The sequence below is a fragment of the Brevundimonas sp. BH3 genome (genome assembly GCF_045345115.1).
In the GTDB taxonomy this organism is placed as follows: domain Bacteria; phylum Pseudomonadota; class Alphaproteobacteria; order Caulobacterales; family Caulobacteraceae; genus Brevundimonas.
Window position 1 is genome coordinate 1289215 of the sequence record NZ_CP150796.1, and the last position, 20141, is coordinate 1309355.

Here is a 20141-nt window from a genome sequence, read left to right on the forward strand (position 1 = left end):
TTTTCTCACGTCAAATCATGGCCGATCAACGGCGCCACCAGCCCCTTTTGGGTTTTTCGGGCGGCGCAACGATTTGGTTCGGATCATTAGCGATCAGGTCTTCGACGGCAACCGTTTCGCTAGCCTCCGCCTCGACAGGGGCGCTTTCGACAACCGGAGCGGCCACAGGCTCGACTGAAGCCTGGGCTTCGATGGCCTGTTCGATCGCCTTTTCAATCACAAAGGCTTTGGCAGGGGGCACGTCCAATTTGGCAGGGACGGCTTCCTGTTCGGCATCGCGATTTGACTGACGCTCGGCAGCCTTTTCGATAATACGATCATCGGGGATGACCGCTACGAACGGAGGTTGCTCGTCGCCAGAGGCGACAGGTGCAGGAGACTCCGTCGCTTCGGCGTTGATAGCTTCGTTGTCACCATTGCTGCGGGTCTTGCGACGGACGCGGCGGCGCTTGGGTGCTTCATCGGCAACCGGTGCGGCCTCTATGCTTTCAGTCACCTCGGAGACTTCCGGCTCAATCATGACGGCGATCGGCAGGTCAGGGTTCCCCTCGACCGGCAGGCCTTCATTGGTGGCGCGGTCCTCGACCTTGGCGTCGTGAATCATTTCGCCTTGATCGCGGTTGCGACCGCGACCGCGACCGCGGCGACGGCGCGAACGGCGGCCATTGCCGTCCTCTTCCGAAGCGATCAGATCGTTTTCGGCGTTCTCGGCATTTTCAGTGCCTTCGACAGCGGCAACAATACGCTGCGGACGCTCTGGACGCTCCGGGCGCTGCGGATTGAGCGGGTCGAACCAGACATAGGGATCATCCAGCGACGGTGTACGACCACGCACCCAGCTATAGACGTCGCGATCACCTTCTTCGCGCGAGCGGCGACCGCCACGGCGGCCACGGCGGCGGCGATTACCCCGGCTGTCATCGTCATCGTCTTCAGCAGCACGGGTTTCGGTTTCATCGTCCTGACGCGAGCCACCGCCACGACGACGACGACGGCGGCGATTACCACGGCTGTCATCATCACGCTCGGCACGCTCTTCGTCTTCGCCATCCGAAGTTTCGTCGTCATCGAGAGAGATAACGTCGTCTTCGTCCTCATCGTCCTCGTCTTCGTCAAAGACAGCGTGGTCGTCGATACCGTCATCCAGAAGCGACAGATCGACATGGCTTTGCAGAGCCACGAAGTCTTCGTTGGTTTCGGTGCGTTCGATATGGTGTTCGCCTTGGGCCAGCGAGTCATCAATCTGGACGATGACCTTCAGGCCGCGCATCTGCTCCAGACGCTGCAGATAATCGCGCTTGTGGTTCAGGATATAGATCGCCACTGCCGTCGAGACACGCAGGGTAATGCAGCCTGCACCGCTACGACCTGCTTCGATTTCGACAGCGCGCAGGGTGGTCAGCGAGGCGGATTCAGCCGAGCGTACACGGCCGGTGCCCTGACAGCAGGCGCAAGCCTCGGTCGCGCCTTCGATCACACCAAGGCGACGACGCTGACGGCTGATTTCCATCAAGCCGAAAGGCGAGATGCGGCCCATCTGGATGCGGGCACGATCCTTGGCCAGCGCGTCTTTCAGAACCTTTTCGACGGCGCGGTTGTTCTTGCCTTCATCCATATCGATGAAGTCGATGACCACCAGACCAGCCAAGTCGCGCAGGCGCAGCTGGCGAGCGGCCTCGGCGGCGGCTTCAATATTGGTCTTGAGGGCAGTCTGCTCGACATTGCGCTCTTTGGTCGAACGACCCGAGTTCACGTCGATAGCCACCAGAGCTTCGGTCTGGTTGATAACGAGATAGCCGCCCGATTTCAGCGGAACGACTGGCTGGTGAATCTGGGTCAGGACTTCCTCGATGCCGTTCGATGCGAACAGCGGGCGGGTGCCTTGATACAGATGAATCTTCTTGGCTTGCGATGGCATCAGCACGCGCATGAAGTCACGCGCCTGTTTGAAGCCTTCGATGCCTTCGACCTGAATGCCGTCGAAGTCCTTGTCATACATGTCGCGGACAGCGCGGCGGACAAGGTTTTCTTCTTCGTATATGACAGCCGGAGCGGTCGATTTCAGCGTCGTCTCACGGATCGTGGCCCACAGACGCAGCAGATATTCATAGTCGCGCTTGATTTCTGCACGGGTGCGCTTGGCACCGGCCGTGCGGATAATCAGGCCCATGCCTTCCGGCACCTTGAGGGCCGCAGCTGCCGCCTTGAGGCGACGGCGGTCCGAGGTGTTGGTGATCTTGCGCGAGATACCGCCGCCCTTGCCGGTGTTCGGCATCAGCACGCAGTAACGACCGGCCAGCGACAGCCAGGTGGTCAGGGCCGCACCCTTGGCACCGCGCTCGTCCTTGACGACTTGAACCAGCAGCACCTGCCGGCGCTTGATAACGTCCTGAATTTTATAGCGACGCATCAGGCGGCGCTTGAGGCGTTCCTCATCGGCCAGACGGCCTTCGGCATCGCCCTCGTCGTCACCGCTATCGCGACCCAGATCGTCATGATCGTCGTCATCATCGCCCGTTTCGGCCATGATGGCTTCGCGATCGGCCACCGGAATTTGGTAATAGTCGGGGTGAATTTCGTTGAAGGCGAGGAAACCGTGACGGTTGCCGCCGTACTCAACAAAGGCCGCCTGCAGGCTGGGTTCGACCCGGGTTACCTTGGCGAGATAGATGTTGCCGCGAAGTTGGCGGCGACCGCGGGACTCAAAGTCGAATTCCTCAACTTGGCGGCCGTCCACGATAGCGACGCGCGTTTCTTCCGCGTGCGCCGCATCGATCAACATGGTTTTTGACATGCAGTGTCTTTCTTGGGCGCGCCAGCCCTTGCCCCGCGAAATCCTTCGCTTGGATGGACCCCGTTAGCAGGGGAGCGGCTCGCCGAATGTGGAGAAGGCCACGCGCGCACATCCCACCTTCGCCATAGGCGAAGTCGGCACTCAAAAGCCGGATGGTGTCGCAGGCGTGTTGGCCCATGGTTCTGTCGGTCCGGGGATCGGTCGCGCCCGTCAATTGAGGCTGCGGTCCGAACCCGCTTTATCTTCGGGCAAGACGGCTATCGTCCCACCTTCGGAATGAGGTGAATAATCAAGTTACGCCGCGAGGAGTGCGTGCCCAAAGCCACACAGGGGCATAGGCGCGATCTGTCGCAGTCAGATGAACATAGGCGCCATTCTGACAAAATGCAAAATGATTGCGCAGGTGCTTTTCTTTACGAAATCCTTAATGGTCGCAGGGTTAGGCAGTGTGCGAAGGTGCAAGGAGTTTCGTCTTACCGATGCGAGGCGTATGGCGCGAGAACCCTAAGCGTTGGGGGCTGCGTGAGTGGTCATTGTCGGCCTTGGCTGCGGCTGTGACCAGTGCGGCCGTGCTGACGGCTGGCCTGAGCCTTGCGCGCGGATCGGATATTCAGGTCAAGTCAGTCCGTTTTGGCGGTGACGCCCAGCGTACGAGGGTGGTGATCGATCTGGATCGCGAAACCCGTGGTCGCGTCGTTTCTGACGGCTCCAATGGTGAAGTGGCCGTGTCGCTGGCGGAGATTGATCCGGGGCGTGGTTTGTCGGGCAATGGTGCTGGTCTGGTTCGCGCCTATAATCTTCAGAGCGGTTCGGGTGGTGCGCGCATCAACCTGTCGCTGGCACGCGGTGCAACCGTCGAGCGCCGGTTCTTGCTGCCGCCCGGTGATGGCGTGTCACACTATCGCTATGTGATCGATCTTAAAGCGACCGGAGCCCCCGAAGCGACGGTTGTCACGGCACGTGCACCACAAGTTCGCGCTGAAAAGCCTCTGATAGTGATTGATGCCGGTCACGGCGGGCGCGATCCCGGTTCGCAAGGTCACGAAGTCTGGGAAAAGGCCATTACCCTGTCGGCGGCTCGCGAGTTGAAAGCGGCGCTGGAGCGTACGGGGCGCTATCGTGTGCGCCTGACCCGCGACAGCGATGTCTATGTCGGACATGGTCGCCGTGTACAGATCGCCCGCGACGCCAATGCAGACCTGTTTATTTCTCTGCATGCAGATTCCGGTTCCGATCCGGCTCTGCGCGGGGCAAGTGTCTATACCTTGTCCGAACAAGGCGCGAGCCGTGCGGTTCGCGAGTTCACCAGCCATGATGACTGGCAGCGTGATTTGCGCCTTCCGGGCGGACGTGATCCGTCGGTGGACCGTATCCTGCTGGACATGACCCAGCGCGCAACACAGAACCGCTCGGCGCAGTTTGCACGCGGGCTTCTGACGCAATTAGAAAGCGATGGGCATTCGATGCTGCGCCAGAGTCACCGTGCGGCGGGGCTGGCGGTGTTGCTGGCACCGGATGTTCCGGCTGTGCTTCTGGAAATGGGATTTATGACCAATCCGGAAGATGGTCGGGTTCTTTCCGATGAACGCTCGCGCAAGCGCCTTATGCGTTCGGTCGCGGATGGTATCGACAAGTATTTCCGTCAGCCCAATGTGCCGGTTCATGTCGCCGGGACGGGCGGGCAGGGATAGGGCTGTCAGATTTCAAAAGATCAAAACTGGCTGCAGCGTGATCCACGCAGGTTCTGGACGGATATTCCGGATCCCTTGGAGGCTATCCGTCCAGAACCAAGCTTGATGACGCGACTTAGCGGTCGCGATTGATGGCAGGTTTGGGCTTGGAGAAGTCGCCCATGATGTCGGAAAGATCGATAAAGGCATCGGCCTGACGGCGAAGTTCGTCGCTGATTTGTGGCGGTTGGCTCTTGGTGGTGGATACCACGGTCACACGCACGCCCTTGGCCTGTACTGACTGGACCAGACGACGGAAATCGCCATCGCCCGAGAACAGGACCACATGGTCGAGGTGAGGGGCCAGTTCCAGCATGTCGACCGCAATCTCGACATCCATATTGCCCTTGGTGCGGGTATTGCCTTGCGCGTCGGTAAAGCGGCGCACCGGCTTGGTCATGACAGTGAAGCCGTTATAGTCCAGCCAGTCCACCAGCGGACGCACCGGCGAAAATTCCTCGCCCTCCACAATCGCGGTATAATAATAGGCGCGAACCAGACGGCCCTGACGGGCGAAATGGTCGGACAGCTTGCGGAAATCCAGATCGACATTCAGCGCACGCGCCGCTGAATAAAGGTTGGCACCGTCGATAAAAAGCGCAATGCGGTCGGAAGTAGGCATCAAAATAGTCCTGTTTCAAAAAGGCATTCGGTTTGAGTTCGCAAAAATCAGATCCCGTTGGAAATCGCGATCTTGCCGATGCAGTCATCGTCGCACTGGGCACGAATGACAAGGGCAAGTTTGCAACCTGCGAAAAAGGACTGGAAGCTGCGCTGCTGCAACTACAGCAGGCGGGGATAAAAATCGTGGCCCGTTCGTCCTGGTGGCAGTCCATGGCATGGCCTGATCCTGCCGATCCTCCATTCCTGAATGGGGTTGCTGTCGTGGAAACAGCGCTTGATCCCAAGGCGCTTATGGGGGCGCTATCGCGCATCGAAGACGACTTGGGGCGGGTGCGTTCACGGCGAAACGCACCGCGCACGCTTGATCTGGACCTGATCGCCTATGGGCGCATCAGCGGGGATCTGGACGGACTTTATCTTCCGCACCCACGCGCGCGCGAACGTCTGTTTGTTATGGGGCCGTTGGCGGAAATCGCTCCTGAATGGCGGCATCCGGATAATGGCGAAACGGCGAGGGACTTGGCGGCGCGTGCCAGCGTGGGTATGGATGCCGCGCCGGTCGATCAAGGCGCAAGCTAGTCGCAAGCAAGCGATAAACCTGCGTTTTCCGACTTCAGAAGGGTCAGTTGCCATTGCTTAATTGGCCTCTCTTCTGTATTTTATATGGTTCTCCCTGTCGCCCGAGGAATTTCATGGCCCGCGTCACTGTCGAAGATTGCATCGAAAAGGTGCCGAACCGTTTTGGTCTGGTTCTGCTGGCCGGTCACCGCGCCCGCAATATTGCGAACGGTGCCGCTCTGACCATCGACCGTGATAACGACAAGAATCCGGTTGTGGCCTTGCGCGAACTGGCTGACGAAACCGTCCTGCCGGAAGATCTGGTGGAAAACATCGTCGTCACCCTGCAGCGCGTCGACGAACGCACCGAAGCAGAGGACGAAGCCGAAGTCGTGGCACTGCTGGCCGAGCCGCAGCACATGAACATGGCCGAGGCTGAACTCATCCGTGCGCTGCAAAGCGATCGTGATGGTGGTCAGGAGGAACGCTACTGACGGCCATGCCTGTCACTGGCGTAACCATTATCCCGGCGCGGCCCACGGCGGACACGCCGACAGCCGATAATGCCGACAAGATTAACTCAGCGGCGTCGACCTCTCATGGGGCGGCGCCGTTGGCGTCTGCAGCGTCCGGTCAGGGTGGCCGTGGCACATCGGTTATGCGCCAGTTCGAGCTGATCGAGGCGGTTAAGGCCTATGATCCAACCGCCGACGAGGCCTTGTTAAACAAGGCCTATGTCTATGCGATGAAGATGCATGGCTCGCAGTTGCGGGCCTCGGGCGATCCCTATTTTGCTCACCCGATCCAGGTGGCTGGTATTCTGACCGACTACAAGCTGGATACGGCGACCATCGTGACGGCACTGCTGCATGATGTGGTCGAGGACACCTCGGCGACCCGTGACGATATTGCAGAGATGTTTGGCGAGGAAATCGCTGTGTTGGTCGAGGGCGTGACCAAGCTGTCGCGTCTGGAACTGCAGGCAGAACATACCCGTCAGGCCGAGAACCTGCGCAAGTTCATTCTGGCGATTTCGCGCGATGTGCGGGTGCTGCTGGTCAAGCTGGCGGACCGTCTGCACAATATGCGGACGCTCCAGTACGTTAAGCCGGAGAAGCGCGAGCGGATCAGCCGCGAAACGCTGGAAGTCTATGCGCCGTTGGGGCGCTCGATCGGTATTCACTCGATTGCTTCCGAACTGGAAGAACTGGCATTCGAGCATCTTAATGCGACGGCGCGCACAGCGATCATGCGCCGCCTTGAAGCCCTTAAGTTGGAACACGGCAGCGCCATTACTCGTGTTTCGAAAGAGATCGAGCGTGTTCTGGGCGAGGGGGGACTTAAGGCACGCGTCAAAGGTCGTGAAAAGACCCCTTATTCCATCTGGCGCAAGCTACAGCGCAAGGCGGTCGGCTTTTCTTCGCTGGCGGATATCTATGGCTTCCGCGTGATCGTTGAAAGCGAGGATGACTGTTACCGCTCGCTGGGGATTATCCACCGTATCTGGCCGATGGTGCCTGACCGGTTCAAAGATTTTATCTCGACGCCCAAGTCGAACAATTACCGTTCCTTGCACACCACGGTCATAGGCCCTGCGGGCATGAAGATCGAGATGCAGATCCGTACCGAGGCCATGGACCGTGTGGCCGAGGACGGGGTTGCCGCGCACTGGCGCTATAAGAACCAGTCCTATGGTCTGGACCGTGAGGCGATGCAGGCCGATGGCGGACGCGACCCGCTGCTGAACCTGCGCCACCTTGTTCAGGTGGTCGAACATGGCGAGGGCGGCGAGGACTGGGTCGAACACGCCAAGCTCGAAATGTATCTCGAACAGGTGTTCGTGTTCACGCCCAAGGGCAAGCTGATTACTCTGCCACGGGGCGGCATGCCGCTGGACTTTGCCTATGCGGTGCATACCGAGGTTGGCGACACGGCGGTTGGCGTCAAGATCAATGGCGAACTGAAGCCGATGCGCACGGCGTTGCAGAATGGCGACGTGGTCGAGATCATTCGCGGTTCCAAGGCCGAGGTGCCGACGGACTGGCGCAGCCTGACGGTTACAGGTCGTGCGCGTTCGGCGATCCGCCGCCATATCCGCGTATCCGAGCGTGAAGAGTTCATCCGTCTGGGCCGCGTTTCGCTGGAACAGACCCTGGCCCAGCATGGCAAGTCGCTGAAAGATGTGACCTTGAAAGCGGCGCTGGAAACCCTGACGGTGGCGACCGAGGATGACCTGCTCGATGCTGTGGGCCGTGGCCGTATTGCGGTGTCCAAGGTTGCTGAAATCCTGTTCCCGGCCTTGAAGGGCCAGATTCAGGGTAGCGGCGAACGCAAACGCCTTCAGGATTCATCGGCGCGCCTGTTTGTGCGCGGCTCGGGCCTGACGCCGGGGGTCAGCATCCATTTTGCCGACTGCTGTTGTCCGGTGCCGGGGGACCGTATTGTCGGCATCCACGAGGTGGTCGGGGCGGATGGTGTGGATACCGGCCTGACGGTTCACACGATCGACTGTCAGTCTTTGGCGGATTATGCCGATGACGATACCGTCTGGCGCGATATGCAGTGGACGCCTCAGGCGGAAACGGATGCGATGGGGGCTGTGCGCCTGCATGCCACCATTCAGCACGCACCGGGGGTTCTGGGGCAGGTGGCAACGACAATCGGCGAGGCAGGGGGAAATATTCTCAACCTGTCGATGTCGCACCGCCAGCATGATTTCTTTGACGTCGAACTGGACGTCGAAGTGAAGGACGCCCGCCATGCCACGATGATCGTGGCTGCCTTGCGGGCCAATCCGAAGGTGGATGTGGTCGACCGCGTTCGCGGTTGACCCGTCCCTTCGTGATAATACCTACGGAGTTTATCCATGAATGACGATCAACGCCGCGCCGCTAATGCGGCGCAATTGGCTTCGCCGTCCTATCGCATGGCGGCGACCGATCCCGACTTCCTGCTGGGCGATTCCATGCGCGGTGTGCGTTTCCAGATGGAATACGCCAAGGCCGAGGAATCTTTGCGGGCATGGGGGGTACGCTCGACCATCGTGGTGTTTGGCAGCGCCCGTATCCCCGAGGGGCATCGCTGGTATGAAGGTGCGCGTGATTTCGGGCGTATTGCCTCCGAAATGGGAGGGGCGATCCGGGGAACTGTGGGCCAGCCGCGCGATAATGTCATCGCCACCGGTGGTGGTCCGGGCATAATGGAAGCGGCCAATCGTGGGGCGATGGAGGCGGGGGCACCGTCCATCGGCTTCAACATCACCCTGCCGCACGAACAATATCCCAACCCGTATTCGACGCCGGAACTGACCTTCCAGTTCCACTATTTTGCCATGCGTAAAATGCATCTGGCGATGCGGGCCAATGCACTGGTGGTTTTCCCCGGCGGCTTCGGGACACTGGATGAACTGTTCGAGATTTTGACCCTTCGCCAGACGGGCAAGGCTCCTAAAATCCCGATCATCCTGTTTGATGAAACCTACTGGCGCTCGGTTATCAATTTCGAGGCCTTTGCCGAGCATGGCATGATCCATCCGTCGGATATGGACCTGTTCGACTTTGCCGATGATGCGCAAACAGTGTGGGCCAAGCTTCTGGAAGGCGGTTTGCACCCGCATGAAGCGATAGAATAGGCGCTATGGGTTGAGGGCGGACGCAGGCAGGTCTATGGACGACGTCCATGAACACTGAAGACGTCCTCAACGAATTCCGCGACGCTGGCGCCCTGCGCGAGGGTCATTTTGTCCTTTCCTCGGGTCTGCACAGCCCTGTCTTCCTTCAGAAGAACCTTGTCTTCATGGATGGCGAGCGTTGCGAGCGTCTGTGCAAGGCGCTGGCCGAGAAGGTCGTGGCTACGGTTGGTCCGGTTGACGCGGCGATTTCGCCCGCTGTCGGCGGCATTATCCCCGGCTATGAAACTGCCAAGCACCTGAAGGTGCGTTCCATGTATGTCGAGCGCGTGGACGGTGAGTTCAAACTGCGCCGTGGCTTCTCGGTCGAACAGGGCGAGAAGATCGTCATGGTCGAGGATATCGTTACGACCGGCCTGTCGTCGCGCGAATGCATCGAAGCCATCAAGAAGGCGGGCGGCGATGTGATCGCTGCGGCCTGTATTGTTGACCGTTCGGGTGGCCGTGCCGATGTCGGTGTTCCGCTGATTGCCTTGGCGACTATGGATGTTCCGGCCTACCCTGCCGATGCCCTGCCGCCGGAACTGGCTGCACTGCCGGTCGAGGACCCGGGCAGCCGCCGTCTGTCTAAATAAGGAAATATGCCGATGACCCGTCACGTCCGCCTTGGCGTCAATATTGACCACGTCGCCACGGTCAGGAATGCGCGTGGCGGGGCTCATCCCGATCCGGCCCGTGCCGCCGAACAGGCTTTGGCGGCCGGTGCGGACGGCATTACGGCGCACCTGCGCGAAGACCGTCGCCATATCACCGACGCCGATATCGATATTCTGAGCGCGTTGTGCCGCCGCGCCAATCGTCCGTTGAACCTCGAAATGGCGGTGACGGACGAGATGCTGGCCATCGCCCTGCGTCACAAGCCGCACGCGGCCTGTCTGGTACCGGAGCGCCGCGAGGAAGTAACGACCGAGGGCGGTCTGGCGGTTGCCGGACATGAGGCCCGCATTCGACCGGTGGTAAAGGCGCTGGTCGATGTTGGGGTGCGGGTGTCACTGTTTATCGAGCCGTCCGAAGAACAGGTTGATGCGGCTGTCGGCGTGGGGGCGCAGGTGGTTGAATTCCACACGGGACGCTATTGCCACCTGTCGGGGGCAGAGCGTGCTGTCGAGTTCAGGCGCTTGGCTGCCGCTGCCGACAAAGCGCAGGCAATGGGGCTGGAAGTCCATGCGGGTCATGGACTGGACTATGCAACTGCTGCGACCATTTTGGACATTCCCGAGATTGTGGAACTGAATATCGGCCATTTCCTGATCGGGGAGGCGGTGTTTGTAGGTCTTGACGCCGCGATACGCCGGATGCGGGCCGCGATGGATGCAGCCTTGTCGGTGCGCGATATATGATTATCGGCCTTGGCTCCGATTTGTGCGACATTCGCCGAATAGAAGAGACGCTGGAACGCTTTGGTAACCGGTTTAAAAACCGTGTTTTTACCGAGATCGAACGCACCCGTTCCGACCGAAAACCCGATCCCTCTTGGAGCTATGCCAAGCGGTTTGCGGCCAAGGAGGCCTGTGCCAAGGCATTGGGGACGGGCATCCGTTCGGATGTCTATTGGCGTGATATGGGGGTGGTGAACCTCAAATCGGGTCAGCCGACCTTGCAACTGACCGGAAATGCCGCCGATCATCTGAGGCGACTGACGCCAAAAGGCTATGAGGCGCGGATACATCTGACGATGACCGACGAATACCCGTATTCTCAAGCATTCGTAATCATCGAAGCCTTGCCCGCTGTTTCGCCAGAGGTTACGGCTCAAGGTTGAGCCTCGTATTTTGCGGGGGATTCGAGCAGACCATGAGCGACGACACCAAGGCTGAGTTTGGTGAAGCGGACGCAGCCACGCAAAAGGCTGCCCGCCCACCTGTTTGGAGTGATGACGGGGATGCCCCATTCGATATGGGCGATGATCCGGAAGCACTTGAAAATGAAAAGCCGATAACTGCGCCGCGGCGCCGAAAGAAGGCCAAACCTGTGACAGAGAAAAAGTCCGCGGCGAACGAGACCGTCGAGATTATCAAGACGATTGTATTCGCGCTGCTGATCGCGCTGGTTGTGCGCGTGTTGTTGTTCCAGCCCTTTACCATTCCGTCGGCCTCAATGGAGCCGAACCTCTATGAGGGCGACTATATTGTCGTGTCGAAGTGGTCGTATGGTTATTCGAAACACTCGATCCCGTTCAGCCCGCCTCTGTTCGAGGGGCGCATCATGGACCGCGCGCCCAAGCGTGGCGACATTGCTGTGTTCAAGCTACCGCGTGATCCCAAGATCGACTACATCAAGCGTGTGATCGGCCTGCCGGGTGACAAGGTGCAGATGCGTCAGGGCAAGCTGTTCATCAATAATGTGGCTGTTGACGATGTGGTCGTCTCCGAAGCCCAGATGAACGACCTGTTCGGCACGCGCTCGTTGTCCAAGGTACGCGAGACCCTGCCGGGTGGCCGCACCTTCATGACGCAGGATTTCGGCCCGAACTTCGAACTGGATAATACGCCGGTGTTCGAAGTGCCTGCCGGTCATTACTTCATGATGGGCGACAACCGCGATAACTCGATCGATAGCCGCGTGGACAGCATGTCGGGCGTCGGCATGGTTCCGGAAGAGAATCTGGTGGGTAAGGCCGAGATCATCCTGTTCTCGTGGTCGCCGGGCGCAAGCCTGTTCAATCCGGTCAGCTGGTTTGCCAACCTGCGCCCGAGCCGCTTCTTCCAGAAATTGAGCTAATGCCCACGCGTCCAAACCAGAGAACCATCGCGGTTGAAGCCCTGATGGCCAAGCTGGGCTATGATTTTACCGATCCTGCTCTGCTGGAACGGGCCTTGACCCATTCCAGCGTATCGGATGTCGGTGGACATAATGCGCCTCGGGATAACGAGCGTCTGGAGTTTCTGGGTGACCGCGTATTGGGTTTGCTCGTAGCAGATCGTCTGGTGCGTGATTTTCCCGAAGCGGACGAAGGACGTCTTTCGGCCCGTCTGCATTCGCTGGTCGACAAGAGCGCCTGTGCGCGTGTGGGCGAGGCTCTAGGCATTGGTCCGGCGCTTCGGCTGTCTGCGGGCGAAACCAAGACCGGTGGCCGCAGAAAGGCCGGAGTTATAGCCGATGCTGTGGAGGCTATTCTGGCGGCGGTCTATCGTGACGGTGGCCTGGATGCGGCACGCGGCGTATTTGAGCGTGCGTGGGCGACCGAGTTTTCCACTCCGCCCGAACCGGCCATTGTGAACCCTAAATCTGCACTACAGGAGTGGTCGCAGGGGCAGGGCAAACCATTGCCAAGCTATAATATTGTGGGCCGCACTGGCTCAGACCATGCCCCGACCTTTACGGTCGAGGTGGTAGTTCCGGGATACGATCCCATGAAGGCTACCGGACGATCGCGTCAGGAAGCGGAAAAAGCCGCTGCTGTCGCACTAATGAAACGAGAAGGCGTAATTTGACCGAGACTGAAAACAACCCCGTCCAGAATGCAGAGGCACAACGCGCTGGTTTTGCCGCCATCATTGGTGCGCCCAATGCCGGCAAGTCCACGCTGGTAAACCGCCTGACGGGCTCCAAAGTCTCGATCGTAACCCAGAAGGTCCAGACCACGCGTTTTCCGATCCGTGGTATTGCCCTGCACGAGAATGCACAGATCGTTCTGGTGGACACCCCCGGTGTGTTCAACCCCCGCCGCCGTCTGGACCGCGCCATGGTGGCCTCGGCCTGGGCAGGTGCAGAAGATGCGGATGTGGTGGTGCATCTTGTTGACGCACAGGCCCATCTGGGTGCCGAAAGCCGTGAAGGCACGCCTGCTGACCGCAAGTCGGCAGAAGATACCGAAACCATCATCAAGAACCTGAACAAAATGGGTCAGAAGGTTATTCTGGCTCTGAACAAGATCGACGGCATGCGTCGTGACACCCTGCTGGCCCTGTCGCAAAAGCTGTATGAAACGGGGGCCTATTCCGAGGTCTTCATGATTTCGGCAGATAAGGGCGATGGCGTGGACGATCTTAAGGCGCGTCTGGCCTCGGCCATGCCGGAAGGTCCGTGGCTGTATCCGGAAGACCAGTCGGCCGACGTTCCGGCCCGCGTTCTGGCCGCTGAAATCACCCGAGAGAAGGTCTATCTGCGCGTTCACGAAGAACTGCCCTATTCGGCGGCTGTGGAAACCACCAGCTTCGAAGATCGTGCGGACGGTTCGGCTCGTATTGAACAGACAATCTATGTCGAGCGCGAGAGCCAGCGTCCTATCGTTCTGGGCAAGGGTGGCCAGACCTTGAAATGGATCGGCCAGAAGTCGCGCGAAGAGCTGGAAGTGATCTTTGATCGCAAGATCCACCTGTTCCTGACCGTCAAGGTCGATCCGAAATGGCAGGACACCAAGGCACTCTATACCCAGTTCGGTCTGGATTTCGACGTCTGATCTAAAAGTGTTCCAGGTTCCTCAAAAGGCGACACGACGGCCATGGTTGCTGATCGGGATTGCCTCTGTCGCGTTGTTGGGCGGTGGTGTAACCATCGCCCGTATGTCCGGTGCCGACGGTGTGCTGCCTTCGGCACAGGCGCGTGTGGAACTGCCTAAACGACCCGAGGTTCAGGTGGTCGAAGATCTGCCGCAACTGAAGGCGCGGCTGGATCATATGGCTCAGACCAAACAGTTTACGGGCGCGGTTTTGGTGGCCAAGGGCGATCAGGTGCTGTTCCGCCAGACCTATGGCATGGCCAATTACGAGCAGCACACCCCGTTACAGCTGGATACACGCTTTCGGCTGGCTTCGGTGTCCAAGCAGTTTACCGGCGTGGCGATCCTGAAGCTTCAGGATGAGGGCAAGCTGTCGGTAGACGATCCGGTTTGCAAGTGGATCGAAAACTGTCCGGACCGCTGGGCCAATATCCGGCTGCGCCATGTTCTGTCGCACACTTCGGGCATTCCCGATCTGATGGCACAGGCTAATTGGGGCCTGGTGCGCACCACGCCGCATACCCCCGAAGAGCTGATGTCCAAGTCGACGCAGTATGGGCTTCAGTTCGAGCCGGGTACCAAGGTGCGTTACAATAATGTGGGCTTTAATGTCGGGGCCTATATCGTCTCAAAGGTCAGCGGCATGGCCTATGAGGACTATCTGAAAACGGCCTTGTTCGAACCTCTGGGCATGACCAATACCGGTTCGGATGTGCATGCGGATACTCAAGGTCTGGCCATGGGCTATGGCCTGTTTCCGCAAGGCCTGACCCCGCAGCCCAATGCCAATGTCAGCATCATTCCGGGGGCAGGGGCACTGTACTCCACGCTGGATGATATGTTGATGTGGAACCGCGCTCTGCATGGCGGGCATATCCTGTCGGGCAAATCCTATGCAGAGTTCATTGCTGACCACTCGCCAGCCGATACGCCTAAAGAGCGCGGCAGGCCGCACCGGGCCTATGGTCTGGGTGTGTTTGCCAACCGTCTCGGCGAACGCACCAACCAGCCGTTTGAAGAGCTTCAGATCTATCACACCGGCTCGTGGTCGGGTTTCCGTAATCTGGTGACCTATGAACCGAGCCAGCAGGTCACGGTGGTGGTTCTGTCCAACAACTATCACCTGCGCGATCAGGTTTTCTTATTAAGCCAGCAGGGCATGGCCGAGGCCTTGGGGCATGCGTTCCCGACGGCCATGGCACGATAAGAAAAAGGGCCGGAGGGATTATCCTCCGGCCCTTTGTTTTTGGTGGCTGCAGTCGCCTCTTAGGCTGGCAGCATAGAGCCGGTTTCGACGAAACGCTGGTGCCACGACAGGGCTTCGTTCAGCATGTGCGGGGTTTGCAGGCCATAGGACGACGTCATGGCGCGGTCGTAATAGTCTTGCAGCATGTCACGATACATCGGGTGGGCGCAGTTTTTGATGATGACCTTGGCGCGCTGCTTGGGCGACAGGCCGCGAAGATCGGCCAGACCCTGCTCGGTGACGATGACCTGCACGTCCTGCGTGATGTGGTCCACGTTCGATGCCATCGGCACAATGGCCGAGATCTTGCCGCCCTTGGCCGTCGAAGGCGTGACGAAGCAGGAAATATAGGCGTTGCGGGCAAAGTCGCCCGAGCCGCCGATGCCGTTCTGGATGCGCGAGCCCATGACGTGCGTCGAGTTCACATTGCCATAGATGTCGGCTTCGATCAGGCCGTTCATGGCGATACAGCCGAGTCGGCGGATGATCTCGGGGTGGTTCGAGATTTCCTGCGGACGCAGGATGATACGGCCACGGAAGGATTCCATGCGGCTGTTGAGGTCTGCAGCCGCTTCCGGCGACAGCGAGAAGGCGGTGGCCGAGGCGACTGTCAGCTTGCCGCTATCCAGCATGTCCAGCATGCCGTCCTGAAGCACTTCGGTATAGGCGGCCAGACGCTCGAACGGGCCGTCATTGAGGCCCGCCAGAACGGCATTGGCGACATTGCCCACGCCCGATTGCAGCGGCAGCAGCGACGCGGGCAGGCGGCCCTGTTTCACTTCGTTCTTCAGGAACTCGATCAGGTGACCGGCAATGGCGCGGGCATTTTCATCGGGGGCCGCGAACGGCAGGTTACGGTCCGGTGCATCGGTTTCGACGATGGCGGCGATCTTGTCGGGGTTCACCTTGAAGGTCGGTTGGCCGATCAACTGGTCGGCCTTGACCAGCGGGATCGGCACACGGTTCGGCGGCAGGGCCGTGCCGTAATAGATGTCGTGCATGCCTTCGAGCGCCGGATTCTGCCAGCGGTTCACCTCGAGGATGATGCGGTCGGCGCGGTCCAGCCAGGTCTTGTTGTTACCAACCGACGAGGAGGGGACCAGATCGCCGTCTTCGGTGATACCGGCCACTTCGACCAGAGCCGTGTCCAGCGGGCCAAGGAAGCCCTGCCATGCCACAGGCGCAACCTGCGACAGGTGCATGTCCAGATATTCCATCTTGCCCGAGTTGATCTTTTCGCGGGCGATGGGGTCGGAATTATAGGGCAGGCGGAATTCGATGCCGTCGGCCTTGGCCAGTTCGCCGTCCAGTTCGGGGCCGGTAGAGGCACCGGTCCAGACGCTGATGCGGAACGGGTCGCCAGCCTCGCGGGCGGCTTCCATATGCTTGGCCAAAGCCTGCGGAACCACCTTGGGATAGCCCGAACCGGTAAAGCCGCTCATGCCGACATTCGCGCCGTTCGGAATAAGAGCGGCAGCGTCCTCTGCGGACATGATTTTTGACTTCAGCGCCTGATTGCGGATCACGGACATACTCAACCCTATAGAAACGCCTTCATGTGATGAGGCGACTACCGTGGCTTAAAGGTGGCAACTGGCTGATTCCAATCCGCCTTTAGTCGTAACATTACGTCATCAACGCTCTGGTCGGTAAAAAGCTGCGAAATGCTGCAATGCAACATTGCGGGCATCTTGTGTGAAATGAGAACAGCTATAGAACATAGGCATGATCTACGCCCTGATGACTGCCGCTCTGATCCTGTCACCCGAAACCGATATCCGCGTTTCGCCGGGGGCGGCGATCGACACTATGCATGCGGCGGCATCAAGGGCCGACGGCGCGACCTATTTCGGCACCTTCACCGCCGATGCCCGTTTCATCGGCACCGATGCAGGCGAGCGTTGGTCACTGGCCGAGTTCAAAGCCTATGCCGAGCCGTATTTTGCCCGTGGTCAGGGTTGGACCTATCGGGTGACGGATCGTCATCTCGAAATACTGGATCAGCCGTGCCAATGCGTGGCTGTGTTCGACGAGCTTCTGGACAATGACAGCTATGGTCAGGTGCGCGGCTCGGGCGTGGTGGTGAAACAGGGCGACGACTGGAAAATCAAGCAATATGTCCTCAGCTTCACCGTGCCGAACGACAAGGCCCGCGATGTCGTGGCCGCGATCAAGGCCGACTGACCATGGAGTTTCAGGACGACGCCTTTGTGCTGTCGGCGCGTCTGCATGGTGATACGGGCGCAGTCGTCGAGCTCCTGACCGAGCAATATGGTCGCCGCGCGGCCTATGTGAACGGTGGTGCCTCGCGCAAGATGAAGCCCTTCCTGCAGGCAGGAACCAAGGTGGTGGCCGATTTCCGCTCGCGTACCTCGGACCAACTCGGCTCGGCGCGACTGGAGCCGATGGGCGAGGGACCGGCCAGCCTGTTCGACGATCCGCTGGCACTGATCGGCCTGAACGCCGCCGCCGCCGTGGCCGCAGGGGCCTTGCCCGAGCGCGAGCCGCATCCGGGGGCGTTTTATGCCTTCGAGGCCCTGATGGGGGCGTTTGCGATTGCCGAGGTCTGGCCCGCGATTTTCGTGCGTTATGAGGCGGGCTTGCTGGAAACGCTGGGCTTTGGGCTGGATTTGTCGCGCTGTGCTTCGACGGGCGAGATGGACGATCTGGTGTGGGTCAGTCCGCGCACGGGCCGCGCCGTCAGCCGCACAGCGGGCGCGCCCTATGCCGACAAACTACTACGCCTGCCGCCGTTTATGCTGGGCGCACAGGCGGGGCTGGACGAGGGGGACGTTAAGGACGGCCTCGCCCTGACCGGTCATTTCCTTGAGCAGTATGTGTTCCATGCCCTGAACAAGCCGCTGCCACCCGCGCGCGTATGGATGCTGGAACGGCTTCAGGACGCCGGTCGGCTTTAGTCGATGTTTGGTCTGTCTGTGCGCCAGTCGAACAGGCTTTCCAGAACCTGAATGGCCTGACCGCGCGCGCTTTGCAGTTTCGGATCGCGGCCCATCATGATGCGGGCATCGTCAGCCGCCGCCAGCAATAGCTGACGGTGCTTGATCGGGTCGGCAAAGCGATAGGCCGGAAAACCGCTCTGGCGCAGGCCCAGCGGATCGCCGCCGCCGCGCAGGCGGAAGTCTTCCTCGGCAATCACAAAGCCGTCTTCGGTGTTGCGCAGGATTTCCAGACGCTTGGTGGCCGTTTCGCCAAGGCCACCGTCCTCGCCCGCGCCATAGAGCAGGATGCACGACGAGGCCTTGGCCCCGCGCCCGACACGGCCCCTAAGTTGGTGTAGCTGGGCCAGGCCGAAGCGGTCGGCATGTTCGATGACCATGATCGAAGCATTGGGCACGTCCACGCCCACCTCTACGACCGTGGTGGCTACCAAAACGGGCAAGTCTCCGGCGGCAAAGCGGTTCATGACCACCTCGCGTTCGGCACCGGCCATCTGGCCATGGGCCAGACCAACCTCGGTACCGAGGAATTTGCGCAAGGCCTCGGCGCGGTCTTCGGCGGCGGCAAGGTCGATGGCCTCTGATTCAGCTACCAGCGGACAGATCCAATAGGCTTGGGCTCCGGCCTCGACAGCCGCCTTCAGGCGCTGGGCCACTTCCTTGATCCGCACCAGAGGCAGGACGGCGGTAGTGACGGGCGTGCGGCCGGGCGGTTTTTCGTTCAGGCGGCTGACGTCCAGTTCCCCATATTGGGTCAGTTCCAGCGTGCGCGGGATGGGGGTGGCCGACATGCTCAGCAGGTGGACGCCGCTCTTACCCTTGTCCTGAAGCTGCTGGCGCTGGCGCACGCCGAAACGGTGCTGCTCGTCGATGACGGCCAGTGCAAGGTTTTGGAACTCTACCGCATCTTGAAACAGAGCGTGGGTGCCAATGGCCACCTGAACCTCGCCCGCAGCAATGGCGACGGCTTTTTTGCGTTTGACGGCAGGGGTGTCGCGGCCCGTCAGCAGAATGGAGCTGATACCAGCCTCGGCCAGCATCGGGCCGAGTTTCTCGGCGTGCTGGCGGGCGAGAATCTCGGTCGGGGCCATCAGGGCCGACTGGAAACCACTGGCGGCAGCATCGGCCAGCACCACAGCGGCCACAGCCGTCTTGCCGGAACCTACATCGCCTTGCAGCAGGCGGGCCATCTGCTCGCCCGATTTCAGGTCGTGGCGGATTTCTTCGATAGCGCGCGCTTGGGCATTGGTCAGCTTGAACGGCAAGATATCCAGCAGACGATGCGAGGCCTCACCCGGGCGGATGACGGGGGCGGGCGTGGACTGGCGGTTCATCTTGCGCCGCGCCAGCGCCATCTGGTGCGCCAATAGTTCGTCATAGGCCAGACGTGCGCGGGCAGGGGCCTCGGGCTGTAGGTCCAGTTCGTTCTGCGGAGCATGGACGGCTTGCAGCGCGCTCTGCCAGTCGGGCCATTTCTGGCGCTTGATCCACGCCTCATCCTGCCATTCCGTCAGGGGCGGAGCCAGCGCGACCGAGGCCATGCACAGTTTGCGGATTTGCCGTGATCCCAGCCCTTGGGTCGCCGGATAGGTCGGCTCGGCCAGCGGGATTTCGTCGGCTTTTTCAGGCGGCAGAATATAGTCGGGGTGCGAAATCTGCACCTCGTTATTGAACTTTTCGACCTTGCCGGTGACCAGTCGGGTGGAACCTTGTGGGGCCAGACCTTCGATGTGGCGCGGCGATCCGGCAAACCAGATCAGGTGTACAAAGCCGGTGTCGTCATAGGCACGCACCTTGATCGGCGCGCCCATCTTGTGGGGCGGGATCAGCCGGTCGATTGTGACCTCGAAAATCGCGGTCTCGCCTTCGACTGCATCGGCAGCAGTGGCGCGACGGCGCTGGATCACGCCATTGGGCGGATAGAAGGCTAGATCACGCACCAAAGGCCCCGCCAGTTTCTGGACGAGGGGAGCCATGCGCGGGCCTACGCCTTTCAGCGTGGTGACCGGTGCAAACAGGGGAAAGAGAATCTCGGGCCGCATCACGATCATCATAGCCTGTGGATCAGAACTGGCGAAGCGGTCTCTAGAGCGCTATCTGACA

General features: G+C 60.2%; 18 protein-coding genes. 14 read left to right on the plus strand and 4 right to left on the minus strand.

The window, feature by feature from the left end:
• Positions 1–25: 25 nt before the first annotated feature.
• Complete coding sequence (locus WEU32_RS06160; RefSeq protein ID WP_406853239.1) at positions 26–2794, minus strand: Rne/Rng family ribonuclease; 2769 nt, start codon at positions 2792–2794, stop codon at positions 26–28.
• Positions 2795–3273: 479 nt separating this feature from the next.
• On the opposite strand from WEU32_RS06160, the gene WEU32_RS06165 reads away from it, so the two are divergent.
• A complete protein-coding gene (locus WEU32_RS06165) occupies positions 3274–4485 on the plus strand; it encodes an N-acetylmuramoyl-L-alanine amidase (RefSeq protein WP_406853240.1) in 1212 nt (403 codons plus the stop codon).
• Positions 4486–4600: 115 nt separating this feature from the next.
• On the opposite strand, the gene WEU32_RS06170 is transcribed toward WEU32_RS06165, so the two are convergent.
• Entirely contained in the window at positions 4601–5146 is a 546-nt protein-coding gene (locus WEU32_RS06170; RefSeq protein WP_312138106.1) for an NYN domain-containing protein, read from the minus strand.
• Between the two features lie 32 nt (positions 5147–5178).
• Here WEU32_RS06170 and folK point away from each other — a divergent pair, with 32 nt between their 5' ends.
• The 11 genes from folK (at position 5179) to WEU32_RS06225 (ending at position 15042) form a co-directional block, all read left to right on the plus strand.
• Complete coding sequence (gene folK, locus WEU32_RS06175) at positions 5179–5727, plus strand: 2-amino-4-hydroxy-6-hydroxymethyldihydropteridine diphosphokinase (RefSeq protein ID WP_406853241.1); 549 nt, start codon at positions 5179–5181, stop codon at positions 5725–5727.
• Between the two features lie 113 nt (positions 5728–5840).
• Entirely contained in the window at positions 5841–6200 is a 360-nt protein-coding gene (rpoZ, locus tag WEU32_RS06180) for a DNA-directed RNA polymerase subunit omega (RefSeq protein ID WP_312138109.1), read from the plus strand.
• A gap of 164 nt (positions 6201–6364) precedes the next feature.
• Positions 6365–8536, plus strand: coding sequence for a bifunctional (p)ppGpp synthetase/guanosine-3',5'-bis(diphosphate) 3'-pyrophosphohydrolase (locus WEU32_RS06185; protein WP_312814076.1), 2172 nt, complete (start codon positions 6365–6367; stop codon positions 8534–8536).
• A 36-nt stretch (positions 8537–8572) separates the two neighbouring features.
• Positions 8573–9337, plus strand: coding sequence for a TIGR00730 family Rossman fold protein (locus tag WEU32_RS06190; protein WP_312138111.1), 765 nt, complete (start codon positions 8573–8575; stop codon positions 9335–9337).
• A gap of 47 nt (positions 9338–9384) precedes the next feature.
• On the plus strand, positions 9385–9969 hold the full coding sequence (gene pyrE, locus WEU32_RS06195) for an orotate phosphoribosyltransferase (RefSeq protein ID WP_312813555.1): 585 nt from the start codon (positions 9385–9387) through the stop codon (positions 9967–9969).
• Positions 9970–9981: 12 nt separating this feature from the next.
• On the plus strand, positions 9982–10734 hold the full coding sequence (locus WEU32_RS06200) for a pyridoxine 5'-phosphate synthase (protein WP_406853242.1): 753 nt from the start codon (positions 9982–9984) through the stop codon (positions 10732–10734).
• Positions 10731–11156, plus strand: a complete 426-nt coding sequence (acpS, locus tag WEU32_RS06205; protein WP_406853243.1) for a holo-ACP synthase — start codon at positions 10731–10733, stop codon at positions 11154–11156. Before WEU32_RS06200 ends, acpS begins: the two co-directional genes overlap by 4 nt.
• A 32-nt stretch (positions 11157–11188) precedes the next feature.
• Positions 11189–12115: a signal peptidase I gene (gene lepB, locus WEU32_RS06210; RefSeq protein WP_312138119.1), complete on the plus strand. Its 927-nt coding sequence runs from the start codon at positions 11189–11191 to the stop codon at positions 12113–12115.
• Entirely contained in the window at positions 12115–12828 is a 714-nt protein-coding gene (rnc, locus tag WEU32_RS06215; RefSeq protein ID WP_406853244.1) for a ribonuclease III, read from the plus strand. The genes lepB and rnc overlap by 1 nt, the downstream gene beginning before the upstream one ends.
• Positions 12825–13796: a GTPase Era gene (era, locus tag WEU32_RS06220; RefSeq protein ID WP_406853245.1), complete on the plus strand. Its 972-nt coding sequence runs from the start codon at positions 12825–12827 to the stop codon at positions 13794–13796. The genes rnc and era overlap by 4 nt, the downstream gene beginning before the upstream one ends.
• A 7-nt stretch (positions 13797–13803) precedes the next feature.
• Positions 13804–15042: a serine hydrolase domain-containing protein gene (locus WEU32_RS06225; protein ID WP_406853246.1), complete on the plus strand. Its 1239-nt coding sequence runs from the start codon at positions 13804–13806 to the stop codon at positions 15040–15042.
• A 59-nt stretch (positions 15043–15101) separates the two neighbouring features.
• Here WEU32_RS06225 and WEU32_RS06230 read toward each other — a convergent pair whose 3' ends face one another.
• A complete protein-coding gene (locus tag WEU32_RS06230) occupies positions 15102–16613 on the minus strand; it encodes an acetyl-CoA hydrolase/transferase family protein (protein WP_406853247.1) in 1512 nt (503 codons plus the stop codon).
• Between the two features lie 193 nt (positions 16614–16806).
• Here WEU32_RS06230 and WEU32_RS06235 point away from each other — a divergent pair, with 193 nt between their 5' ends.
• Together WEU32_RS06235 and recO are read left to right on the plus strand one after the other, a co-directional pair.
• Positions 16807–17265, plus strand: a complete 459-nt coding sequence (locus WEU32_RS06235; RefSeq protein ID WP_406853248.1) for a nuclear transport factor 2 family protein — start codon at positions 16807–16809, stop codon at positions 17263–17265.
• Between the two features lie 2 nt (positions 17266–17267).
• A complete protein-coding gene (recO, locus tag WEU32_RS06240; protein WP_312138128.1) occupies positions 17268–17999 on the plus strand; it encodes a DNA repair protein RecO in 732 nt (243 codons plus the stop codon).
• On the opposite strand, the gene recG is transcribed toward recO, so the two are convergent.
• Positions 17996–20080, minus strand: a complete 2085-nt coding sequence (recG, locus tag WEU32_RS06245) for an ATP-dependent DNA helicase RecG (RefSeq protein ID WP_406853406.1) — start codon at positions 20078–20080, stop codon at positions 17996–17998. The two genes, recO and recG, sit on opposite strands and share 4 nt — an antisense overlap.
• Between the last annotated feature and the right edge of the window lie 61 nt (positions 20081–20141).

Bases quoted from the DNA above. Each gene is read 5' to 3' on its own strand.
- WEU32_RS06160 (WP_406853239.1), bottom strand. From the start codon at position 2,794: ATGTCAAAAACCATGTTGATCGATGCGGCGCACGCGGAAGAAACGCGC.
- WEU32_RS06165 (WP_406853240.1), top strand. From the start codon at position 3,274: ATGCGAGGCGTATGGCGCGAGAACCCTAAGCGTTGGGGGCTGCGTGAG.
- WEU32_RS06170 (WP_312138106.1), bottom strand. From the start codon at position 5,146: ATGCCTACTTCCGACCGCATTGCGCTTTTTATCGACGGTGCCAACCTT.
- rpoZ (WP_312138109.1), top strand. From the start codon at position 5,841: ATGGCCCGCGTCACTGTCGAAGATTGCATCGAAAAGGTGCCGAACCGT.
- WEU32_RS06185 (WP_312814076.1), top strand. From the start codon at position 6,365: ATGCGCCAGTTCGAGCTGATCGAGGCGGTTAAGGCCTATGATCCAACC.
- WEU32_RS06190 (WP_312138111.1), top strand. From the start codon at position 8,573: ATGAATGACGATCAACGCCGCGCCGCTAATGCGGCGCAATTGGCTTCG.
- pyrE (WP_312813555.1), top strand. From the start codon at position 9,385: ATGAACACTGAAGACGTCCTCAACGAATTCCGCGACGCTGGCGCCCTG.
- WEU32_RS06200 (WP_406853242.1), top strand. From the start codon at position 9,982: ATGACCCGTCACGTCCGCCTTGGCGTCAATATTGACCACGTCGCCACG.
- acpS (WP_406853243.1), top strand. From the start codon at position 10,731: ATGATTATCGGCCTTGGCTCCGATTTGTGCGACATTCGCCGAATAGAA.
- lepB (WP_312138119.1), top strand. From the start codon at position 11,189: ATGAGCGACGACACCAAGGCTGAGTTTGGTGAAGCGGACGCAGCCACG.
- rnc (WP_406853244.1), top strand. From the start codon at position 12,115: ATGCCCACGCGTCCAAACCAGAGAACCATCGCGGTTGAAGCCCTGATG.
- WEU32_RS06230 (WP_406853247.1), bottom strand. From the start codon at position 16,613: ATGTCCGTGATCCGCAATCAGGCGCTGAAGTCAAAAATCATGTCCGCA.
- WEU32_RS06235 (WP_406853248.1), top strand. From the start codon at position 16,807: ATGATCTACGCCCTGATGACTGCCGCTCTGATCCTGTCACCCGAAACC.
- recO (WP_312138128.1), top strand. From the start codon at position 17,268: ATGGAGTTTCAGGACGACGCCTTTGTGCTGTCGGCGCGTCTGCATGGT.
- recG (WP_406853406.1), bottom strand. From the start codon at position 20,080: ATGCGGCCCGAGATTCTCTTTCCCCTGTTTGCACCGGTCACCACGCTG.